A 17889-nucleotide genomic window follows, 5' to 3' on the forward strand; every position below is an offset into this window, starting at 1 on the left:
CCCTCCACGAGGCTTTTCCTATCTGTTTGGTTTTTTTTATCACCGTCCGGTACGGCGCGCCATTCTCTACCGCCTAACTTATCGACCACCTGGAGTCCCGGCGGGTGGCCACCCGCCGCTTCTTCGCCGGCAACCTCACCCGTCACCCGGCCTACCAGGAGCGGGAGTTCCGGGTGAGCGGGTCGCTGGCCAACAGCGACATCGTCACCGAGCGCACCTTCTGGATCGGGGTGTTCCCCGGGCTGACCGACGAGATGATCGACCACAGCATCCGCAGCGTCACGGAGTTCGTGATGTCCCGCACCTGACACGGCCAGGCGGACGGTGCCCGCGCACACGGAGTGCGTCGGGCGCCGTCCGCCTGGCCGACGTGCGGGGTGACCGGCCGGGGTCAGGCCGCCGGGGTCGAGGCGGGCCGGCCGGCCCACTGCTCCAGCAGGCCGGCGGCCCGGGGCGCGCCGCCGGCACCGCGGACGCTCGCGCGCATCCACGCCATGTGCTCCGGGATCTCCGGGTCGGCCACGATGTCGCCCACGGCGGCGCGGAGGGTGTCCGCGGTCAGCCGGTCGCGGTCGATCATCCGGCCCAGGCCCAGCTCGTCCACGCGCCGTGCGGTCAGGGTGTGTTCGAAGGCCTGGGGCACCACGATCGCCGGTGTGCCGAAGTGCAGCGCCTCCATGAGGCAGCTCATGCCCCCATGGCAGACCAGGACGTCGGCGTGCGGCAGTACCGCCGGGTGCGGCAGCCACCGGTGGGCCTCCACATGCGGCGGGAGGTCGCCGAGGGCGGCGAGGTCCGCGTCCCGGCCGAGCGTCATCACCACCTGCCAGTCGGCTCCGTCGAAGGCGTTCACACACGTACGGAAGAAGTCCTGCTGCCGGTTGGACTCGGTGCCCAGCGAGACCAGCGCCAGCCGCCTGCCGTCGGCCGGCGGCGACCACGGCACGTCCCCCTCGGGCTCGGCGACCGTGGGCCCCACGAAGTGGAAGCGCTCGTCGAAGGTGGTGCCCTTGATCTGGAACTCCCGCGGCAGGAAGGCCAGGTTGTGTTCGTCCCACTCCCGGAGGAAGCGGCCCAGCCCGTCCGGGGGGAGGCCGTTGTCCCGGGCGAACCGCATCAGTGCCGCCGCGCCCTCGCGCAGCGACGGGTCGTCGGGGTCGAACATCAGCACCCGCAGGGAGAACTCCTCGTTCGAGGCGTGGCTGATGCCCAGTTGCACGGTGGTGGCGCAGCCGAGGGTGTGCGCGGTCATCCGCGCGGCCGGGAACGACTCGAAGTCGTAGAGGACGGCGTCCGGCGGGTCGGCGGCCAGGGTGGCGAGCGCGAGCGGATAGACCGTCTGCATCGACTCGACCAGCAGTTCATACCCTTCGGCCGCCATACGGTCCGCACCGGCCTGGGGCACCTTGACGAAGGCGCCGCGCCGGGACTTGTAGCCCACGACCCGGGCGCCGGTCCGCTCGACCACCTCGCTGTACTGGTGGTCGACGAAGTACGTCACCCGGTGCCCGCGGCGGATGAGTTCACGGGTCAGGCCGAGCGTCGGGCTGATGTGCCCGAAGTCGGCGAACAGGAACACGGCGACATGCCGCTGGGGGGTGGCTGCGAATGCTGACACGTCGACACCTTCACTCGGGCTGCTGTACGGGGCGGGTCCGCGGAGGGCGGGTCCGCGTGGTTCTCGTGCGGTCACCGCGGGGACGGTGGTCCGCGGTCTCCGGTCGGGGTGTGTCCGGCACCGTGGCTGCCGGGTGGTCCGGGGGCGACGGTTCGGCGTCGGGGGCGGTGGCCTCCCACAGGTCGCGCGCCGAGCTGTCGATGCTGTGGCGCACCGTCCAGTGCAGCAGTCGTCTGGCCCGGCCGGTCTCCACCCGCATCCAGTCCTGCTCGGTGGCGGGTCGGGCGCCGGGCTCCGCCTCCTCGACGATGCGTGCCCGCCGTCCGCTAGCGGTGATCAGCCTCTCCACCATGGTGCGTACCGGGACCGCCTCGCCCCGGCCGATGTTGATCAGCTCTCCGGCGACCGGCAGGGATGCCGCCGCCAGCACCGCGTCCGCGGCGTCGCGGGAGTCGACGAAGTCCCGGCTCGCCCTCAGCGGGCTGACCCGTACCTCCGCTTCGTGGTCCGCCGCCGCGGCGCGCAGTTGTGCCGCGACCCGCCCCAGCAGGCTGCCCGGTGAGGTGCCGGCGCCGATCGCGTTCGACACCCGCAGGACGACCGCCTCCACCTGCCCGGCCGCGGAGGCCGTGCGGACCGCTTCGGTCCCCTGGAGCTTCGTCCGTCCGTAGAGCGTGGTCGGCCGGGTCGGTGTCCGCTCGTCCAACGAGGTGCCCGGCGGCTGCGGGGCGTACTCGTGCACCGAGCCCACGTGGACCAGCCGGGGACGCCAGGACGCGGCCGCCATGGCCGCCAGCACCGTGTCGACCAGGGCGTGGTTGGCCTGCCGCATGGCCTCCGGTGAACACAGCCATACGGCGCCGGCGGCGTTCACCACGGCGTGGGGCCGCTCGGCGTCGATGAGGCGGGCCAGGCCGTCCGGCCCCGCGCCGGTCAGGTCCATCGGGAAGAACCGCCCCGGCGCGGTCGCGGGGCCCGGCCGGCGCGCCACCCTCAGCACTTCCTCGCCCGCGGCGGTGACCGCCGCACAGACATGGCGGCCGAAGGCTCCGGTCGCGCCGAGCACGAGCACGCGGCGGCGGGTGCCGTCCCGGGCTTCCGCCCCGCTCACCGTGGCGTCCTGCCTCAGCATGTCTGCGCGAGCAGCTCGGCGCGCTCCTTGAGCGGCTCCCACCAGTCACGGTTGTCGCGGTACCAGGCGACCGCCTCGGCCAGACCGTCGGCGAAGTCCTTGCCCGGCTTGTAGCCCAGCTCGGTCTGGATCTTGCTCCAGTCCACCGAGTAGCGCCGGTCGTGTCCCTTGCGGTCGACGACGTACTCGATCATCTCCGGCCCCGCCCCGCAGCTCTCCAGCAGCAGATCGGTCAGCTCCCGGTTGCTCAGTTCGGTGCCTCCGCCGATGTTGTAGACCTCGCCAGGGCGGCCGCCGGTGCGGACCAGTTCGATGCCCTGGACGTGGTCGTCGATGTGCAGCCAGTCGCGGACGTGCAGGCCGTCGCCGTACAGCGGGACCTTCTTGCCGTCCAGGAGGTTGGTGACGAACAGCGGGATGACCTTCTCCGGGAACTGGCGGTGCCCGTAGTTGTTGGAGCAGCGGGTGACCCGCACATCGAGGCCGTGGGTGCGGTGGTAGGAGAGGGCGATCAGGTCGCTGGAGGCCTTCGAGGCCGCGTACGGCGAGTTGGGGATCACCAGATGGGTCTCCGAGGAGGACCCCGTGGCGATCGATCCGTAGACCTCGTCGGTCGAGACATGGAGGAAGGTCTTCAGCCCGTGCCGGAGCGCGGCATCGAGCAGGACCTGGGTGCCCAGGACGTTGGTGCGGACGAACGCCGCGGGGCTGAGTATGGAACGGTCGACATGCGACTCGGCCGCGAAGTGGACGACCTGGTCGTGTGCGGCGACCAGGTCGTCGACGAGTGGCTCGTCGCAGATGTCGCCGGCGACGAAGCGGAAGCCTTCCAGGTGCCGGACCTCGTCCAGGTTGGCCGTGCTGGCCGCGTAGGTGAGGCTGTCGAGCACGGTGAGGTGGACGTCGCCCGGACCGAACGGTCCCAGGAGCGTGCGGACGTAGTGCGACCCGATGAAGCCGGCGCCGCCGGTCACCAGGATTCTCGTGGGGCTCATCGAGGTTGTGGCGCGAGGGCCCGGGGTTCCAGGCCGGTGGGGAGCGCCTTCCCCCTTCCGTTGTTCGGTGCGGGTTGAGTGGGCCGGGCTGCCGTGTGAGCGGCGTCAGGACTGGATGTGCACCTTGGCGTGGTCGCCGATGACCAGCCGGTGGGCCACCGGACGCTGTGGTGCGAGCGCCACATGGGCGTTGCGTCCGACCAGCGAGGCCTCCACCCGGCGCACGCTCTCGAACGACGAACCGCGCAGCACGATCGAGGAGGCCAGTTCGCTGTCGTGGATGCGGCAGTCCTCCGCGATGGAGGTGGACGGGCCGATGTAGGACTCGGTGACGACGGTGCCGGAGCCGATCACGGCGGGTCCGACGATCCGTGAGGCGCGGACCGTCGCGCCGGGGCAGATGCGCACCCGGCCGAGGATCTCGCTCGCCTCGTCCACCGAGCCCTCGATGCAGCGTTCCTGGCTCTCCAGCAGCATGCGGTTGACCTCCAGCATGTCGACGACGCTGCCGGTGTCCCGCCAGTAGCCGGACAGCTCACCGGAGCGGATGTCCTGGCCCGCCTCGACCATCCACTGCACGGCGTCGGTGATCTCCAGTTCGCCGCGCGCGGACGGCCGGATGGCCCGTACCGCCTCGTGCACGGCGGGGGTGAAGAGGTAGACGCCGACCAGCGCCAGGTCGCTCTTGGGGTTCTGCGGCTTCTCCTCCAGGCCCGTGACCCGGCCCGTGGCGTCCAGTTCGGCCACGCCGAAGGCCGTGGGGTCGGGGACCCGGCTGAGCACGAGCTGGGCGTCGGGGCGCTCCTTGCGGAAGCCCTCGACGAGATCGGTGATGCCGCCGGAGATGAAGTTGTCCCCCAGGTACATCAGGAAGTCGTCGTCGCCCAGGAAGTCGCGGGCGATGAGGACGGCGTGGGCGAGGCCGAGCGGGGCGCTCTGCGGAAGGTAGGTCACCTGGAGGCCGAACTGTGCGCCGTCGCCGACCGCCTCGCGGATCTCCGGTCCGGTGTCGCCGACGATCATGCCGACCTCGGTGATGCCGGTCTCGGCGATGGCCTCCAGCACATAGAAGAGGATCGGCTTGTTGGCGACCGGGACGAGTTGTTTGGCGGAGGTGTGGGTTATGGGCCGCAGGCGCGTACCAGCGCCTCCCGAGAGCACAAGAGCCTTCACGGTTTCCATCCAGGGGCGAGTGGTGTCAGGGGGAGGGCCTGTCGGTCGCCGGCCGACGCGGCCCGGTCAGCGCTCCGCGACCAGTTGCTCCAGCGTGGCGACCATGTCGCGCGGGCTGGGCATCGTCGCCGCCTCGTCGCGCAGGCGCTGCGCGGCGGTGGCGAAGCCCGGATCGTCGAGGATCTGCCGGGTGTGACGGAGCACCAGGTCGGCGGTGACCTCGCTGTGGTGGACGGTGATCCCCGCGCCGGCGCGCTCCAGGGACCGGCCCCGCCACTCCAGGTCGGCGACGGAGGTGCAGAGGGTGAGTTGCGGTACGGCGTTGATCAGGGCGGTGGCGTAGGTCCCCCATCCGCCGTGGTGGATCACGGCCGAGCAGCTGGGCAGCAGGGTGTGCAGCGCCACGTCGTCCACGGCGCGCACGTTGGCGGGGAGGTCGGCGAGCGCCTCCCGCTGCTGCGGAAGGAGAGCGGCGACCACCTCGATGTCGAGCGGAGCCAGCGCTCCGAGGATGTCGGAGACGGAGACGTAGTCACCGCCGTAGGCCTCGGTGTTGCTCGTCCCGAGGGTCAGACAGACGCGCGGCCGCTCGGGTGCCTCGCGCAGCCACGGCCACCACACCGCGTCCCCGTTGTACGGCACATAGCGCATGGACAGGGACGGCAGTGTGGTGGGCGGCCGCAGGCTCGGCGGTGTGGTGTCGAGGGTGTACCGGCCGTGGATCAGCTCTTCGTCGCAGGAGACGCCGAAGGGCGCGCCACGCTCGTCGAGCCAGTCGGCGAGCGGGTCCACCCGCTCTTCGGGCGGGACCTGGCCCAGCAGACCGAGGTAGGTCTGACGGGCCCTGCCGTAGACATCGGCGCACCACAGCAGTCGGACATGGACGGCGTCGCAGGCGCGGGCGGCGATGGCTCCGGCGTAGCAGAGCGGGTCGCGGACGACCAGGTCCGGCTGCCAGCTCTGTGCCAGTGCCGCCATGTCGTCCATCACCGGATCGTTGTACGGCGCGAAGCCGTAGCGGACGCTGGACTCGTAACGGTCGCGGAGGGTGGGCCAGTCCACCTCGCCCGGTCCCAGCCGGCTCCAGTTGGCGAAGTCCTGGTCCTGTGTCTCGGGGGCCAGTTTCATGGCCTGGTGCAGTCCGTGGTCGCGGCCCACGGGAGCCGAGACCAGCCCTGTGCCGGTGACGAGCCCGGTGAGGGACGGGGAGTTGACCATGCGCACCTCGTGCCCCGCCGCGGTCATCGCCCAGGCCAGCGGCACCATGGGATACAGATGCGACCTCTCGGACAGTGCGGCGAACAGCACGCGCATGGGAAGTCCCCTCTCGGTCGCGTGTAGTCGGGTGGCCTCGACACGGCCGCGAGGCACGTGTTCACGGCCGGAGCGCGGATGGTGTCGGTCTCATCCTGTGGTCTCCGGCAGTGCCCTGCGGTACCGCGCCGCCAGGGTCTGGGGATTCCTCCAGACAATGGCGCCGGGTCCCGAGCCGGTTCCCCGTACCTGTTCTTCAGGCGTCAGGAAGGTGGCGCGCCTCATGGCAGATCGGGGCCGTGGCGCGAGGCCGTCGACGCCGGTCAGCTGTCACCGGTGGCCATGGCCCGAACGGTGCGGCGGGCGTCACCGGAGCGGTCAGGGGGCGGCGGAGTCCACCGTGATGGCGCGGGAGGGGCAGAGCTGCTCCGCCTCCTCCACATGGTCCGCCAGCTGCTCGGGCGGCTCGGTCATCCGCAGCACGACGAGGCCGTCGTCCTCGTGCTGCGCGAAGACCTCGCCCGCGGTCATCGCGCACATTCCGGCACCGACACACCGGTCCTGATCAACCGTGATCTTCATGGTGTCTCCTCTCGTTTCATGAGCTTTCGACCATGGTGTCGGCTGTGCGGCGCACCGCCGACGGTCGCCGGCAGGGTCTGGTGAATCGCCCAGACAATGGGCCGCGCCTCCGTCTGCACGGTCCGGGCGGCTCCCGCGTACCCGCCGCTCAGCGTGGTGTGCGGACCGTCGGCCGCGGACCCGGCAGGGCCGCCATCCAGGCCGCTACGGTCTTCGCGGTGGAGCCCGCGTGGTCCTCCATCATCGTGAAGTGGTTGCCGGGCACGTCGGTCACGGTGTCCGCGCCGTCCCAGGACGCCTGCCACTCCTGCGGTGCGAGCGGTCCCGTCTGCTCGCCGGTGACCGGCGGCTCGCTGGAGCGCACGAGCAGCACGGGGCAGGAGAGCGGGTCCGGCGACCATCCGCCGACGATGTGGACGTACCAGCTCATCGCGGTGAGCCGGTCTGCGTCCATGTGCGCGAACAGCGACTCGCGGTCGAACATCCCGCCGATCATCTCCCCGGCGAACCGGGTGAAGGGCGAGTCCTCGCGCGGCAGGTAGGTGTCCAGCAGCGCGACACCGGCGGGCGGTGTCCCCGCCTTCTGCAGATGGTGCGCCACGGCGAGGGCCAGGATGCCGCCGGACGACGAGCCGAGCAGCACCACCGGGCCGCCGTCCGCGCACCGCAGCACCGCCTCGGCCTGCAGCCGTACGACCGCGTCGAGGGAGGCGGGCAGCCGCTCTCCCGGGCCGAAGCCCGGGGTCGGCAGCGCCCATACGTCGCGCGCGTTGCGGTGGACGGCGGCGAACCGGGCGTACTGGTGCACACCGGCGAGGGCGACATACGAGCTGAAGCACATCAGCGTCGGCTCGGCGGCGTCCGGGGAGGCGCCGCCACGGGCGAGCCGCACGGGAGCGAAGGTGCTCCCGAACTCCTCGGGTGCGTCGAACGTCGGCCGAAGGCGGGCGGCCGCCTGCAGCAGCTCGAACCCCTCCGTCACCCGTCCCGACGCGCTGGCCTCCCGGAAGAGGGCCCCGATGGTGTCCTGCTCCCGCACCGTCGCGGAAGGGCGGTCGTCGGGTCCTGGGGAGCCGGGCGGCGGGAGGGCGCCCGCGGTGAGCTCCTCTCCCAGCCGGGCGGCCAGCTCCTCGGGGGTGGCGAAGTCGAAGACGAGCGTGGGCGGGAGCCGCAGGCCGGTGACGGTGCCGAGCTGGTTGCGCAGTTCCACGGCGGTCAGCGAGTCGAAGCCCAACTCGGCGAAGCCACGGTCCGGTTCGACCTCCTCGGGCGCCCCGTGACCGAGGACCGCCGCGATCTGACGCCGTACCAGGTCGAGCAGGAGCGCGTCCCGCCCGCCGGGGCCGGCGTCCGCCAGCCGTGCGAGCAGATCGTCCTTGTCCGCTCCGGACGCGGCGACCGGACGCCGGGCCCGGCCGGGAGCCGCGCCGCCCGGCAGCGCCGCCCGTCCCCCCGTGCCGAGGCCCACGGTGACCAGGGCGTTCTCGCCGGTCGCCAGGGCGGCGTCGAACAGCGCGAGCCCGTCGTGGGCGGAGAGCGGCCGCATCCCGCCACGGGCCATCCGCCGCCGGTCGGTGTCGGCGAGCCCGGCCGTCATGCCGCTGTCCTCGGCCCACAGTCCCCATGCCAGCGAGGTGGCCGGCAGGCCCTGGGCCGCCCGGTGCGCGGCCAGACCGTCCAGGAAGGCGTTGGCGGCCGCGTAGTTGGCCTGCCCCGCCGAACCGAAGGTGCCGGCCGCTGAGGAGAAGAGCACGAACGCCGTCAGCTTCCGGTCCTTCGTCAGCTCGTGCAGCAGCCAGGCGGCACCGGCCTTCGGCCGCAGGGTCCGGTCGATCCGTTCTTCGCCGAGCGCGGTCAGCACACCGTCGTCGACGACCCCGGCGAGGTGCACGACGGCGGTCAGCGGGTGCTCCGCCGGGACCGCGTCGAGCAGCCGCTCCACCTCCGCGCGCTCGGCGACATCGCAGGCCACCAGAGAGGCGGTCGCCCCCTCCTCCGCCAGCTCGGCGCACCACTTCGCCGCTCCCTCGGCCGCGGACCCGCGGCGGCTGGCCAGCAGGAGGTGCCGTACACCGTGACGGGTGACGAGATGACGCGTCACGAGCTTCCCCAGCGTGCCGGTGGCACCGGTGACCAGCACCGTGCCCTCCGGGTCGAACGGGGCCTCAAGGGCCTCGGGAGGACCGACGCGGGTGAGCTGCGGCAGCCGCAACTCGCCCGCGCGCAGCACCGTCTGCGGGTGCGCGGCGCCCACCGCGTCCGCGAGCACGCCGCGGGACGCCTCACGGTCGTCGAGGTCGAGCAGCCACAGCCGTCCGGGGTGTTCCAGCTGCGCGGAGCGCACCAGCCCCCACAGCGCCGCCCCGGCGAGATCGCTGACGTCCTCTCCGGGCCCGGCGGCGACGGCGCCCCGGGTGACGATCACCAGCCGGGAGCCGGCGAACCGCTCCTCGGCGAGCCAGTCACGGCAGACCGCGAGGGTGCTGAGGAGCAGTCCCCGGACGTCCGGGCTGTCCGCACCGGCTTGCGGTACGCACTCCAGCAGCACGGTGTCGGGCATCGTCATCCCCGTGGCCACGGCGGCCGACAGGGCTTCGAGATCAGCGTATGACTCCGCGTGCACGCCCGCACCATCCAACGCCTCGGCGATCCCGGCATCCGCCGGTCCGCCGGAAGCGGCACCCGCCGGACCGCCGAGCACGACCCACCGCGCGGCCCCGGAACGCGGGGACAGGGCGGCGGCCTGCCAGTCGAGGCGCAGCGGCACCTCCGGACCGGCCTGCGGGGAGGCCGGCAGCTGGTCAGGGGTCACCGTGCGCAGGGTCAGCGCCTCGGCGACGGCGACGGGCCGCCCGGAGGAGTCCGTGACCAGCACCGAGAAGGCATCGGCCCGGCCCTCGGCGGGCCGCAGACGCACCCGCAGCACGTCGGCCCCCTCGGCATGGAAGGTCACCCCACTCCAGGCGAACGGCAGCATCGCCCCGCCGTCGCCCGTGCCGCCGCCGTCCCGGCCGCCGACGAGCAGGGTCTGCACGGCGGCGTCGAGCAGCGCGGGGTGCAGCGTGAACCGCGTGGCGTCGGCCCGGTGCGGCTCGGGCAGCGCGGCCTCGGCGAACAACTCGTCGCCGCGCCGCCACACGGGCCCGAGCCCCTGGAACGCGGGCCCGTAGGTGAACCCGACTTCAGCGAAGGCGTCGTACCACTCCCCCGCCCCGACGGGCTCGGCGCCCTCGGGCGGCCAACTCCTCAGATTCTCCGGCTCGTTCGGCGGTGCGGTGGCCAGGGTGCCTTGTGCGTGCCGGGCCCACGGCGCGGTGTCGCCGTCTTCCACGGGCCGGGAGTGCACGGTGAACGAGCGGCACCCGGCGTCGTCGGGCGCGCTCACCTCCACCTGAAGCTGGACGGCGCCCTGCCGCGGCAGCACGAGCGGCGTCTCCAGGGTCAGTTCGGCGAGATGGTCGCATCCGGTGCGGTCACCGGCGCTGACGGCCAGGTCGAGGTAGGCCGTGGCCGGCAGGATCACCCGGCCCAGCACCGCGTGATCGGCGAGCCACGCATGGGTGGCCAGGGACAGCCGCCCCGTGAAGACCACGGATTCCGAACCGGCCACGGTGACCGCCGCCCCGAGCAGCGGATGCTCGGCCGCACTCAGCCCCACGGCTTCGAGGTCCCCGGCCCCGGCCACGGCCTCCCACCAGTAGCGCCGCCGCTGGAAGGCGTAGGTCGGCAGATCGACGCGGCGGGCACCGGGCAGCAGCGCGGGCCAGTCGAGGCCGGCGCCCGAGGTGTGGAGCACACCGACCGCGGCCATGACCCCGTGGGTCTCGGGCCGGTCCTTGCGCAGCGTGGGAATCAGCGCCCGGTCACCGTCGAGGCACGCCTGCGCCATGGCGGTCAGGGTGCCGTCCGGGCCGATCTCCAGGAACCGGGTGACCCTGTGCTGCTCCAGCCACCGGATGCCGTCGGCGAAACGGACGGCTTCACGGACATGACGCACCCAGTAGTCGGGGGAGGTCAACTGCTGTGGCTTGGCGAGTTCGCCTGTGACGTTCGAGACTACCGGGATGCGCGGTTCCTCGTACGTGACACTTTCGGCGACGGAACGGAAGTCGTCGAGCATCGGCTCCATCAACGGGGAATGGAAAGCATGGCTGACCTGGAGCCGCTTCACCTTCCGACCCTCCGACTCGAAACGACCGGCGACGTCCGCGACCACGGACTCCTCACCAGCTATGACGATCGAGTTCGGACCGTTCACCGCGGCGACGCTCACCTGCTGCTCCAGGCCCTCCAGCAGCGGAAGCACCTCATCCTCAGCGACCTGGAGGGAAACCATGGCCCCGCCGGCCGGGAGAGCCTGCATCAACCGGCCACGGGCAGCCACCAGACGACAGGCATCCTCCAGAGACAAGACACCCGCCACATGAGCGGCCACCAACTCACCGATGGAATGACCCATGAGGTAATCGGGACGAACGCCGAAGGACTCGAAGAGCCGGAACAGCGCCACCTCCACGGCGAACAACGCCGGCTGAGTGAAGCCGGTCTGATTCAGCCGCTCCACATCCGGGCCCTCACCCGAACCGAACACCACACCCCGCAACGGCGACACCAACTCACCATCGAAGTGCGCACACACCGCATCGAACGCCTCCGCGAACACCGGGAAGCCCTCGTACAACTCCCGGCCCATTCCGGCATGTTGGGCGCCCTGGCCGGTGAACAGCATGGCCGTTCCGCCCTCGCCCCGCGCCACTCCGGTGAGGACATGCGCGGAGGTCTCGCCGGTCGCGAGGGCACGCAGACCGCTCAGCAGTTCGTCACGGCCGGTGCCCATGAGCGCGGCGCGGTGCTCGAAGGCGGTGCGGGTCGTGGCCAGGGACAGCGCCACGTCCGGCAGGCCGAGTTCGGGCCGGTCCTCGACATGCGCGAGCAGCCTGCGGGCCTGTGCCCGGAGCGCGTCGCGGGTGGTGCCGCTGAGGACCCAGGGGACGGGTACGGACGGTGTGCTGCCCGGAGGCGGGGTGGTGGCGGAGGGCGCCTGTTCCAGGATGGCGTGCACGTTGGTGCCGCTGATGCCGAAGGAGGACACGCCCGCCCGTCGCGGCCGGTCGGTCCCGGGCCACTCCACGGTGTCCGTGAGCAGCTGTACGTTCCCCTCCGACCAGTCCACGTGGGTCGACGGCCGGTCGATGTGCAAGGTGGGCGGAAGGACGCCGTGCTGGAGTGCCAGCACCATCTTGATCAGGCCCGCCACACCGGCGGCGGCCTGGGTGTGCCCGATGTTGGACTTGACCGAACCCAGCCAGAGCGGGCGGTCGGCCGCCCGTTCCTGCCCGTATGTCGCCAGCAGTGCCTGGGCCTCGATGGGGTCGCCGAGTGCCGTGCCGGTGCCGTGGGCCTCGACGGCGTCGACCTCCGTCACGGACAGGCCGGCGTCGGCCAGGGCCGCGCGGATGACCCGCTGCTGCGAGGGGCCGTTGGGGGCGGTGAGCCCGTTCGAGGCGCCGTCCTGGTTGACCGCGGAGCCGCGGAGCAGCGCCAGCACCGGGTGCCCGTTCCGCTGCGCGTCGGAGAGCCGCTCGACGAGCACGATGCCGACGCCCTCGGAGAAGCCGGTGCCGTCGGTCCGGTCGGCGAACGCCTTGCAGCGGCCGTCGGCGGCCAGGCCCTGCTGGCGGCTGAAGTCCACGAAGAGCCCTGGGGTGGACATGATGGTGACGCCGCCGGCCAGTGCGAGGTCGCACTCCCCCGACCGGAGTGCCCGCGCCGCCAGGTGGAGGGCGACGAGCGAGGCCGAGCAGGCGGTGTCGACGGTGACCGCGGGCCCTTCCAGGCCGAAGGTGTAGGAGAGCCGGCCGGACATCACGCTTGCCGAGTTGCCGGTGCCGAGGTGTGCCTCGGCGTCCGGTGCCGGGGCGAGGGAACGGGAGCTGTAGTCCTGGTAGTTGGTGCCGGCGAAGACGCCGGTACGGCTGCCGCGCAGCGAGACGGGGTCGATCCCGGCCCGTTCGAAGGCCTCCCATGACGTCTCCAGCAGCAGCCGCTGCTGGGGGTCCATCGCCACCGCCTCGCGTGGCGAGATCCCGAAGAAGGCCGCGTCGAAGCCGCTGACATCGTCCAGGAATCCGCCGGCGCATGTGGAGCTGCGGCCGGGTACACCCGGCTCCGGGTCGTACAGCGCATCCGCGTCCCAGCCACGGTCGGCCGGCCACTCACCGATCGCGTCCACGCCGCCCGCGACGAGCCGCCAGAACTCCTCTGGCGAACCCACGCCACCGGGGAAACGGCAGCTCATCGCCACGATGGCGATGGGGTCGTCCTCGTGGTCCGCCGGTCCGGCGGGCGTCGGCGCGGCCGGAGCCGGTGTCTCGTCGAGGTCCAGCTCGGTGCGCAACCTGGCGGCCAGCGCCGCCGGGGTCGGGTGGTCGAAGATGAGCGTGGCCGGGAGCCGCTTGCCGATGGCCGTGCTGAGGGCGTTGCGGAGTTCGACCGCCATGAGGGAGTCGAAGCCCAGCTCGCGGAAGGCGCGTTGGGGGGCGACCTCGTCGGGGTCGGTGTGGTTGAGGACGGCGGCGACATGGGCGCGGACGAGTTCCGACAGGGCCTTGCGCTGCTCCGCCGCGTCGAGGGCGGCGAGCTGGCGGGTGAGTGCGGGGCCTTCGGCCGTCTCCTCCGTCGTCACCGGTCCGGCGGTGGCGAGTGCCCGCTGAGCGTCGGGAAGGTCGGCGATCAGGGGCCGGGGGCGGGCCGTGGTGAAGGCACGCGCGAAGGTGTCCCAGTCGATGTCGGTGACGGCCAGTGCGGTGTCGTCGTGGTCGAGGGCGCGTTGCAGCGCGGCGACGGCCGACGACGGGTCCATGGGGCGTACGCCGTGCCGGCGCAGTCGCTCGCCCACGGCGCCCTCGGCCATTCCGCCTTCCGCCCAGGGCCCCCAGGCGAGGGAGGTGGCCCGGTGCCCGGCGGCCCTGCGCTGCTGGGCGAGTGCGTCGAGGTAGGCGTTGCCGGGGGCGTAGTTGGCGTGGCCCGGTGCTCCGATGGTGCCGGCGGTGGAGGAGAACAGCACGAAGGCCGACAGGTCATGCCGTCGGGTCAGTACGTCGAGGTTGCGTGCGCCGCCGGCCTTCACCCGGAGCGCGCCGGCCAGTTGGGCGGGGGTCAGGGAGTTGATGGTCCCGTCGTCGAGTACGGCGGCAGCGTGCAGGACGGCGGTGAGCGGCCGGTCGGCGGGGATCGCGTCGAGGAGGGCGGCGAGCGCGTCCCGGTCGGCGATGTCGCAGGCGGCGAACTCGGCCTGGGTGCCGAACTCCGCGAGTTCGGCGGCGAGTTCGGCGGCTCCCGGGCTGTCGGCACCACTGCGGCTGACGAGCAGCAGATGCGGCGCGCCGTCGCGGGCGAGCCAGCGGGCCACCTGCCGCCCCAGGGCACCGGTTCCGCCGGTGACCAGGACGGTGCCCCGCGGGGTCCATCGCCGAGTGGCGTCCAGCTCGCCGGTGGCGGCGCGGACCAGCCGCCGGGCGAGGACACCGTGCGGCCGGATCGCGAGCTGGTCCTCGTCGCCGATTCCGGCGAGCGCCCGGACCACGGCGCCGGCCGCTGCCGGGTCCAGGGCCTCGGGCAGATCGAGGAGTCCGCCCCAGCGTTCCGGCGTCTCCAGGGCGACCACGCGGCCGAAGCCCCACACCAGGGACTGGCGCGGTGCGGTGACGCCCCGCAGTGGGTCGGTGGCCACGGCGCCCCGGGTGGTGAACCACAGTGGGGCCTCGACGCCGAGGTCGTCGAGTGCCTGGACGAGGGCGACGGTGGCGGCGAAGCCCCGGGGCAGGCCGGGGTGGGCGGGGTGGTCGTCCTCGTCCAGGGCCAGCAGGGAGACGATGCCTGTGACCGGGGGCAGTGGTGTGTCCGGGGACGCCGTGCCGCGCAGCGCCGCCTCGATCGTTCCGGCGAGTGCGGCCCGGTCCCCTTCCGGGTCCACCGGCACGATGACGGGGTGCGCTCCGGCCGCCGCGACCGCCTCGGTCAGGGCGCCGGCCAGGTCATCGTCGCCGCCGGTGGTGAGTACCAGCCAGGTGCCGTGGAGGGTGGCGGGCGCGGCGCCGGCGGGGACGGGCTTCCAGGTGATGCGGTAGCGCCAGGCGTCGGCCTGTGCCGCCTCGCGGTGGCGCCGGCGGTAGTCGGACAGCGCGGGCAGCAGCCCGTCGAGGGTGGCCGGGTCCACGTCCAGCGCCGCACCGAGCGTGTCGGCGTCGCCGCTCGCGACGGCCTCCCAGAAGCCGGAGTCGGTCGCTTCGCCGGAGCCGCCGGGCAGTTCGGGGGCGGGTGGCCGGGGCCAGTAGCGGGTGCGCTGGAAGGGATAGGTCGGCAGGGCGATCCGCCGGGCGCCGCCGCCCTCCCCGGTGGGGTCGAGGACGGTGCGCCAGGTGACGGGCCCGCCGACGACGGAGAGCTCGGCGAGTGAGGTGAGAAAGCGCCGGCGGCCGCCCTCGCCCCTGCGCAGGGTGCCGACGACGGCGGCGTCCGCGAGGTCGAGCGCGTCGAGCGTCTCCCGTACGGCGGTCGTCACCACGGGGTGCGGTGAGATCTCGACGTAGGCGCGGTAGTCCTGTTCGGCCAGGGAACGGACGGCGTGCTCGAAGCGGACGGTGCGGCGCAGGTTGCGGTACCAGTACTCGGCGTCGAGCCGGCCGGTGTCGATCCAGTCGCCGGTCACCGTGGAGAAGAACGGGGTGGCGCCGCCGCGCGGGCGGACCGGTGCCAGGTCGGCGAGCAGTTGCTCGCGGATCTCCTCGACCTGCGCGGAGTGGGACGCGTAGTCGACGGGTATCCGGCGGACCTGGGCGCCGTCGGCCTCCAGCGCGGCGAACAGCTCGTCGAGGGCGTCCGCTTCGCCGGAGACGACGACGGAGCGGGGGCCGTTGACGGCGGCGACGGAGAGGGCGTCGCCCCAGGGGGCGAGGCGTTCCTCCACCTCGGGCAGCGGCAGCAGGACGGACATCATGCCGCCGTGTCCGGCGAGCGCGGTCAGTGCCCGGCTGCGCAGGACGACGACCCGGGCGGCGTCGTCCAGACTCAGCGCCCCGGCGACACAGGCCGCGGCGATCTCGCCCTGGCTGTGCCCCACGACGGCGTCGGGCTCCACCCCCCGGGCGCGCCAGAGGCCCGCGAGCGCGACCATCACGGCGAACAGGGCGGGCTGGACGACATCCACGCGGTCCAGGGACGGCGCCCCCTCAGCGCCGCGCAGCACCTCGTCGAGGGACCAGCCGACGTACCGTTCCACGGCCTCGGCGCACTCGGCGAAGCAGGCCCGGAACTCCGCGTCGGTGTCGAGGAGTTCGGTGGCCATCCCCGCCCACTGGGAGCCCTGGCCGGGGAAGACGAAGGCGGTACGGCCGTCCGCGCCGCTCGTGCCGCGCACCACCCCGGGGGCCGGGGCGTCGCGGGCGAGGAGGTCCAGGCCGCGCAGCAGCTCCTCGTGGCCGTCGGCGATCACGGCGGCCCGGTGCTCGAACTCCGTGCGCGTGGTAGCCAACGACCAGGCGAGGTCGCGCAGCGGCGGCGCCGGCTGCCCGGACAGCCGCTCGCGCAGCCGGGCGCTGAGCGTGCGCAGCGAGTCCGCGGTCCGCGCGGAGACGGGGAAGACGAGCGGCCTGGAGGCGGCGTCCGCCTCGGGGGCACTGCCTCCCGTCCCGGGGGCGGGGTCCTGGGCCGGGGCCTGTTCGAGAATGACATGGGCGTTGGTGCCGCTGACGCCGAAGGAGGAGACCGCGGCCCGGCGGGGCCGCCCGTGGTCGGGCCATGGTGTGGCATCGGCGAGCAGTGAGACGCTCCCCGCCGACCAGTCGACGTGCGAGGAGGGCCGGTCGAGGTGCAGGGTCCTGGGCATCAGCCCTTCGTGGAGGGCGAGCACGGCCTTGATGACGCCGGCCGCTCCGGCGGCTGCCTGGGTGTGCCCGATGTTCGACTTCACGGAGCCGAGCCACAGCGGCTGCTCCGCGTCCCTGTCCTGCCCGTACGTCGCCAGGAGCGCCTGGGCCTCGATGGGGTCGCCGAGGGTCGTGCCGGTGCCGTGCGCCTCCACCATGTCGATGTCCGCCGTGGCCAGGCCGGCGCCGGACAGTGCCTGCCAGATGACGCGTTGCTGGGAAGGGCCGTTGGGGGCGGTCAGGCCGTTCGAGGCGCCGTCCTGGTTGACGGCGGAGCCGCGCAGCACGGCCAGTACGGGGTGTCCGTGCCGCCGGGCGTCGGAGAGCCGCTCGACCAGAAGCATTCCGGCTCCCTCGCCCCAGGCGGTGCCGTCGGCCGCGTCCGCGAACGCCTTGCACCGTCCGTCGGCGGCCAGTCCGCGCTGCCGGCTGAACTCCAGGAACAGGCCGGGCGTGGACATCACGGTGACGCCGCCGGCCAGCGCGAGGTCGCACTCCCCCGCGCGGAGCGCCTGCGCCGCCAGGTGGAGGGCGACGAGCGAGGCCGAGCAGGCGGTGTCGACGGTGACCGCGGGCCCCTCCAGACCCAGCGCGTAGGAGACCCGGCCGGACACCACGCTGGCGGCGTTGCCGGTGCCGATATGGCCTTCCAGCCCTTCCGGGGCACCGAGCAGCAGCGGGGTGTAGTCCTGCCCGTTGGTGCCGGCGAAAACTCCGGTACGGCTGCCGCGCAGCGACACCGGGTCGATCCCGGCCCGTTCGAAGGCCTCCCACGACGTCTCCAGCAGCAGCCGCTGCTGGGGGTCCATGGCGAGTGCCTCGCGTGGCGAGATACCGAAGAAGCCCGCGTCGAAGCCGCTGACATCGTCCAGGAAGCCACCGGCGCGCGTGTAGCTGCGGCCGGGCACCCCCGGCTCCGGGTCGTAGAGCGCCGCCACGTCCCAGCCGCGGTCCGCCGGCCACTCACCGATCGCGTCCACGCCGCCCGCGACGAGCCGCCAGAACTCCTCCGGCGACCCCACCCCACCCGGGAAACGGCAGCTCATCGCCACGATCGCCACCGGTTCCTGACGTCCGGCCTCGACGTCCTGGAGGCGCCGGCGGGTCTGGTGGAGGTCGCTGGTGACCTTCTTGAGGTACTCGAGGAGCTTCTGTTCGTTCATGCGCCCTCATCCACGTGGCGGTTCCGGGGTTCGTGCGGTCGGCGTG

Annotated in this window: 8 protein-coding genes; 1 reads left to right on the forward strand and 7 read right to left on the reverse strand. The window is 73.0% G+C overall.

What is annotated here, in order from left to right:
• Nucleotides 1-89 precede the first annotated feature (89 nt).
• A complete protein-coding gene (locus ACWC9R_RS32620) occupies nucleotides 90-308 on the forward strand; it encodes a DegT/DnrJ/EryC1/StrS family aminotransferase (protein ID WP_450736987.1) in 219 nt (72 codons plus the stop codon).
• Between the two features lie 83 nt (nucleotides 309-391).
• On the opposite strand, the gene ACWC9R_RS32625 is transcribed toward ACWC9R_RS32620, so the two are convergent.
• From ACWC9R_RS32625 to ACWC9R_RS32655, 7 genes are all read right to left on the reverse strand, one after another.
• Nucleotides 392-1618: a macrolide family glycosyltransferase gene (locus tag ACWC9R_RS32625; RefSeq protein ID WP_450736974.1), complete on the reverse strand. Its 1227-nt coding sequence runs from the start codon at nucleotides 1616-1618 to the stop codon at nucleotides 392-394.
• Nucleotides 1619-1628: 10 nt separating this feature from the next.
• Nucleotides 1629-2750 (reverse strand): NAD-dependent epimerase/dehydratase family protein, encoded by a 1122-nt coding sequence (locus tag ACWC9R_RS32630; RefSeq protein ID WP_450736976.1) that lies wholly within the window; start codon nucleotides 2748-2750, stop codon nucleotides 1629-1631.
• On the reverse strand, nucleotides 2744-3745 hold the full coding sequence (gene rfbB / locus ACWC9R_RS32635; protein ID WP_450736978.1) for a dTDP-glucose 4,6-dehydratase: 1002 nt from the start codon (nucleotides 3743-3745) through the stop codon (nucleotides 2744-2746). Before rfbB ends, ACWC9R_RS32630 begins: the two co-directional genes overlap by 7 nt.
• Nucleotides 3746-3850: 105 nt before the next feature.
• Nucleotides 3851-4918, reverse strand: coding sequence for a glucose-1-phosphate thymidylyltransferase (locus ACWC9R_RS32640; protein WP_450736979.1), 1068 nt, complete (start codon nucleotides 4916-4918; stop codon nucleotides 3851-3853).
• Nucleotides 4919-4984: 66 nt separating this feature from the next.
• Nucleotides 4985-6232 (reverse strand): activator-dependent family glycosyltransferase, encoded by a 1248-nt coding sequence (locus tag ACWC9R_RS32645; RefSeq protein ID WP_450736981.1) that lies wholly within the window; start codon nucleotides 6230-6232, stop codon nucleotides 4985-4987.
• Between the two features lie 318 nt (nucleotides 6233-6550).
• Nucleotides 6551-6754: a ferredoxin gene (locus ACWC9R_RS32650; RefSeq protein WP_450736983.1), complete on the reverse strand. Its 204-nt coding sequence runs from the start codon at nucleotides 6752-6754 to the stop codon at nucleotides 6551-6553.
• Nucleotides 6755-6902: 148 nt separating this feature from the next.
• On the reverse strand, nucleotides 6903-17843 hold the full coding sequence (locus tag ACWC9R_RS32655) for a type I polyketide synthase (RefSeq protein WP_450736984.1): 10941 nt from the start codon (nucleotides 17841-17843) through the stop codon (nucleotides 6903-6905).
• Nucleotides 17844-17889 lie beyond the last annotated feature (46 nt).

Source organism: Streptomyces sp. NPDC001219 (assembly GCF_053597915.1).

Coding starts and splice junctions, on each gene's coding strand:
- ACWC9R_RS32630 (WP_450736976.1), bottom strand. CDS start 2,750: ATGCTGAGGCAGGACGCCACGGTGAGCGGGGCGGAAGCCCGGGACGGC.
- rfbB (WP_450736978.1), bottom strand. CDS start 3,745: ATGAGCCCCACGAGAATCCTGGTGACCGGCGGCGCCGGCTTCATCGGG.
- ACWC9R_RS32645 (WP_450736981.1), bottom strand. CDS start 6,232: ATGCGCGTGCTGTTCGCCGCACTGTCCGAGAGGTCGCATCTGTATCCC.
- ACWC9R_RS32650 (WP_450736983.1), bottom strand. CDS start 6,754: ATGAAGATCACGGTTGATCAGGACCGGTGTGTCGGTGCCGGAATGTGC.
- ACWC9R_RS32655 (WP_450736984.1), bottom strand. CDS start 17,843: ATGAACGAACAGAAGCTCCTCGAGTACCTCAAGAAGGTCACCAGCGAC.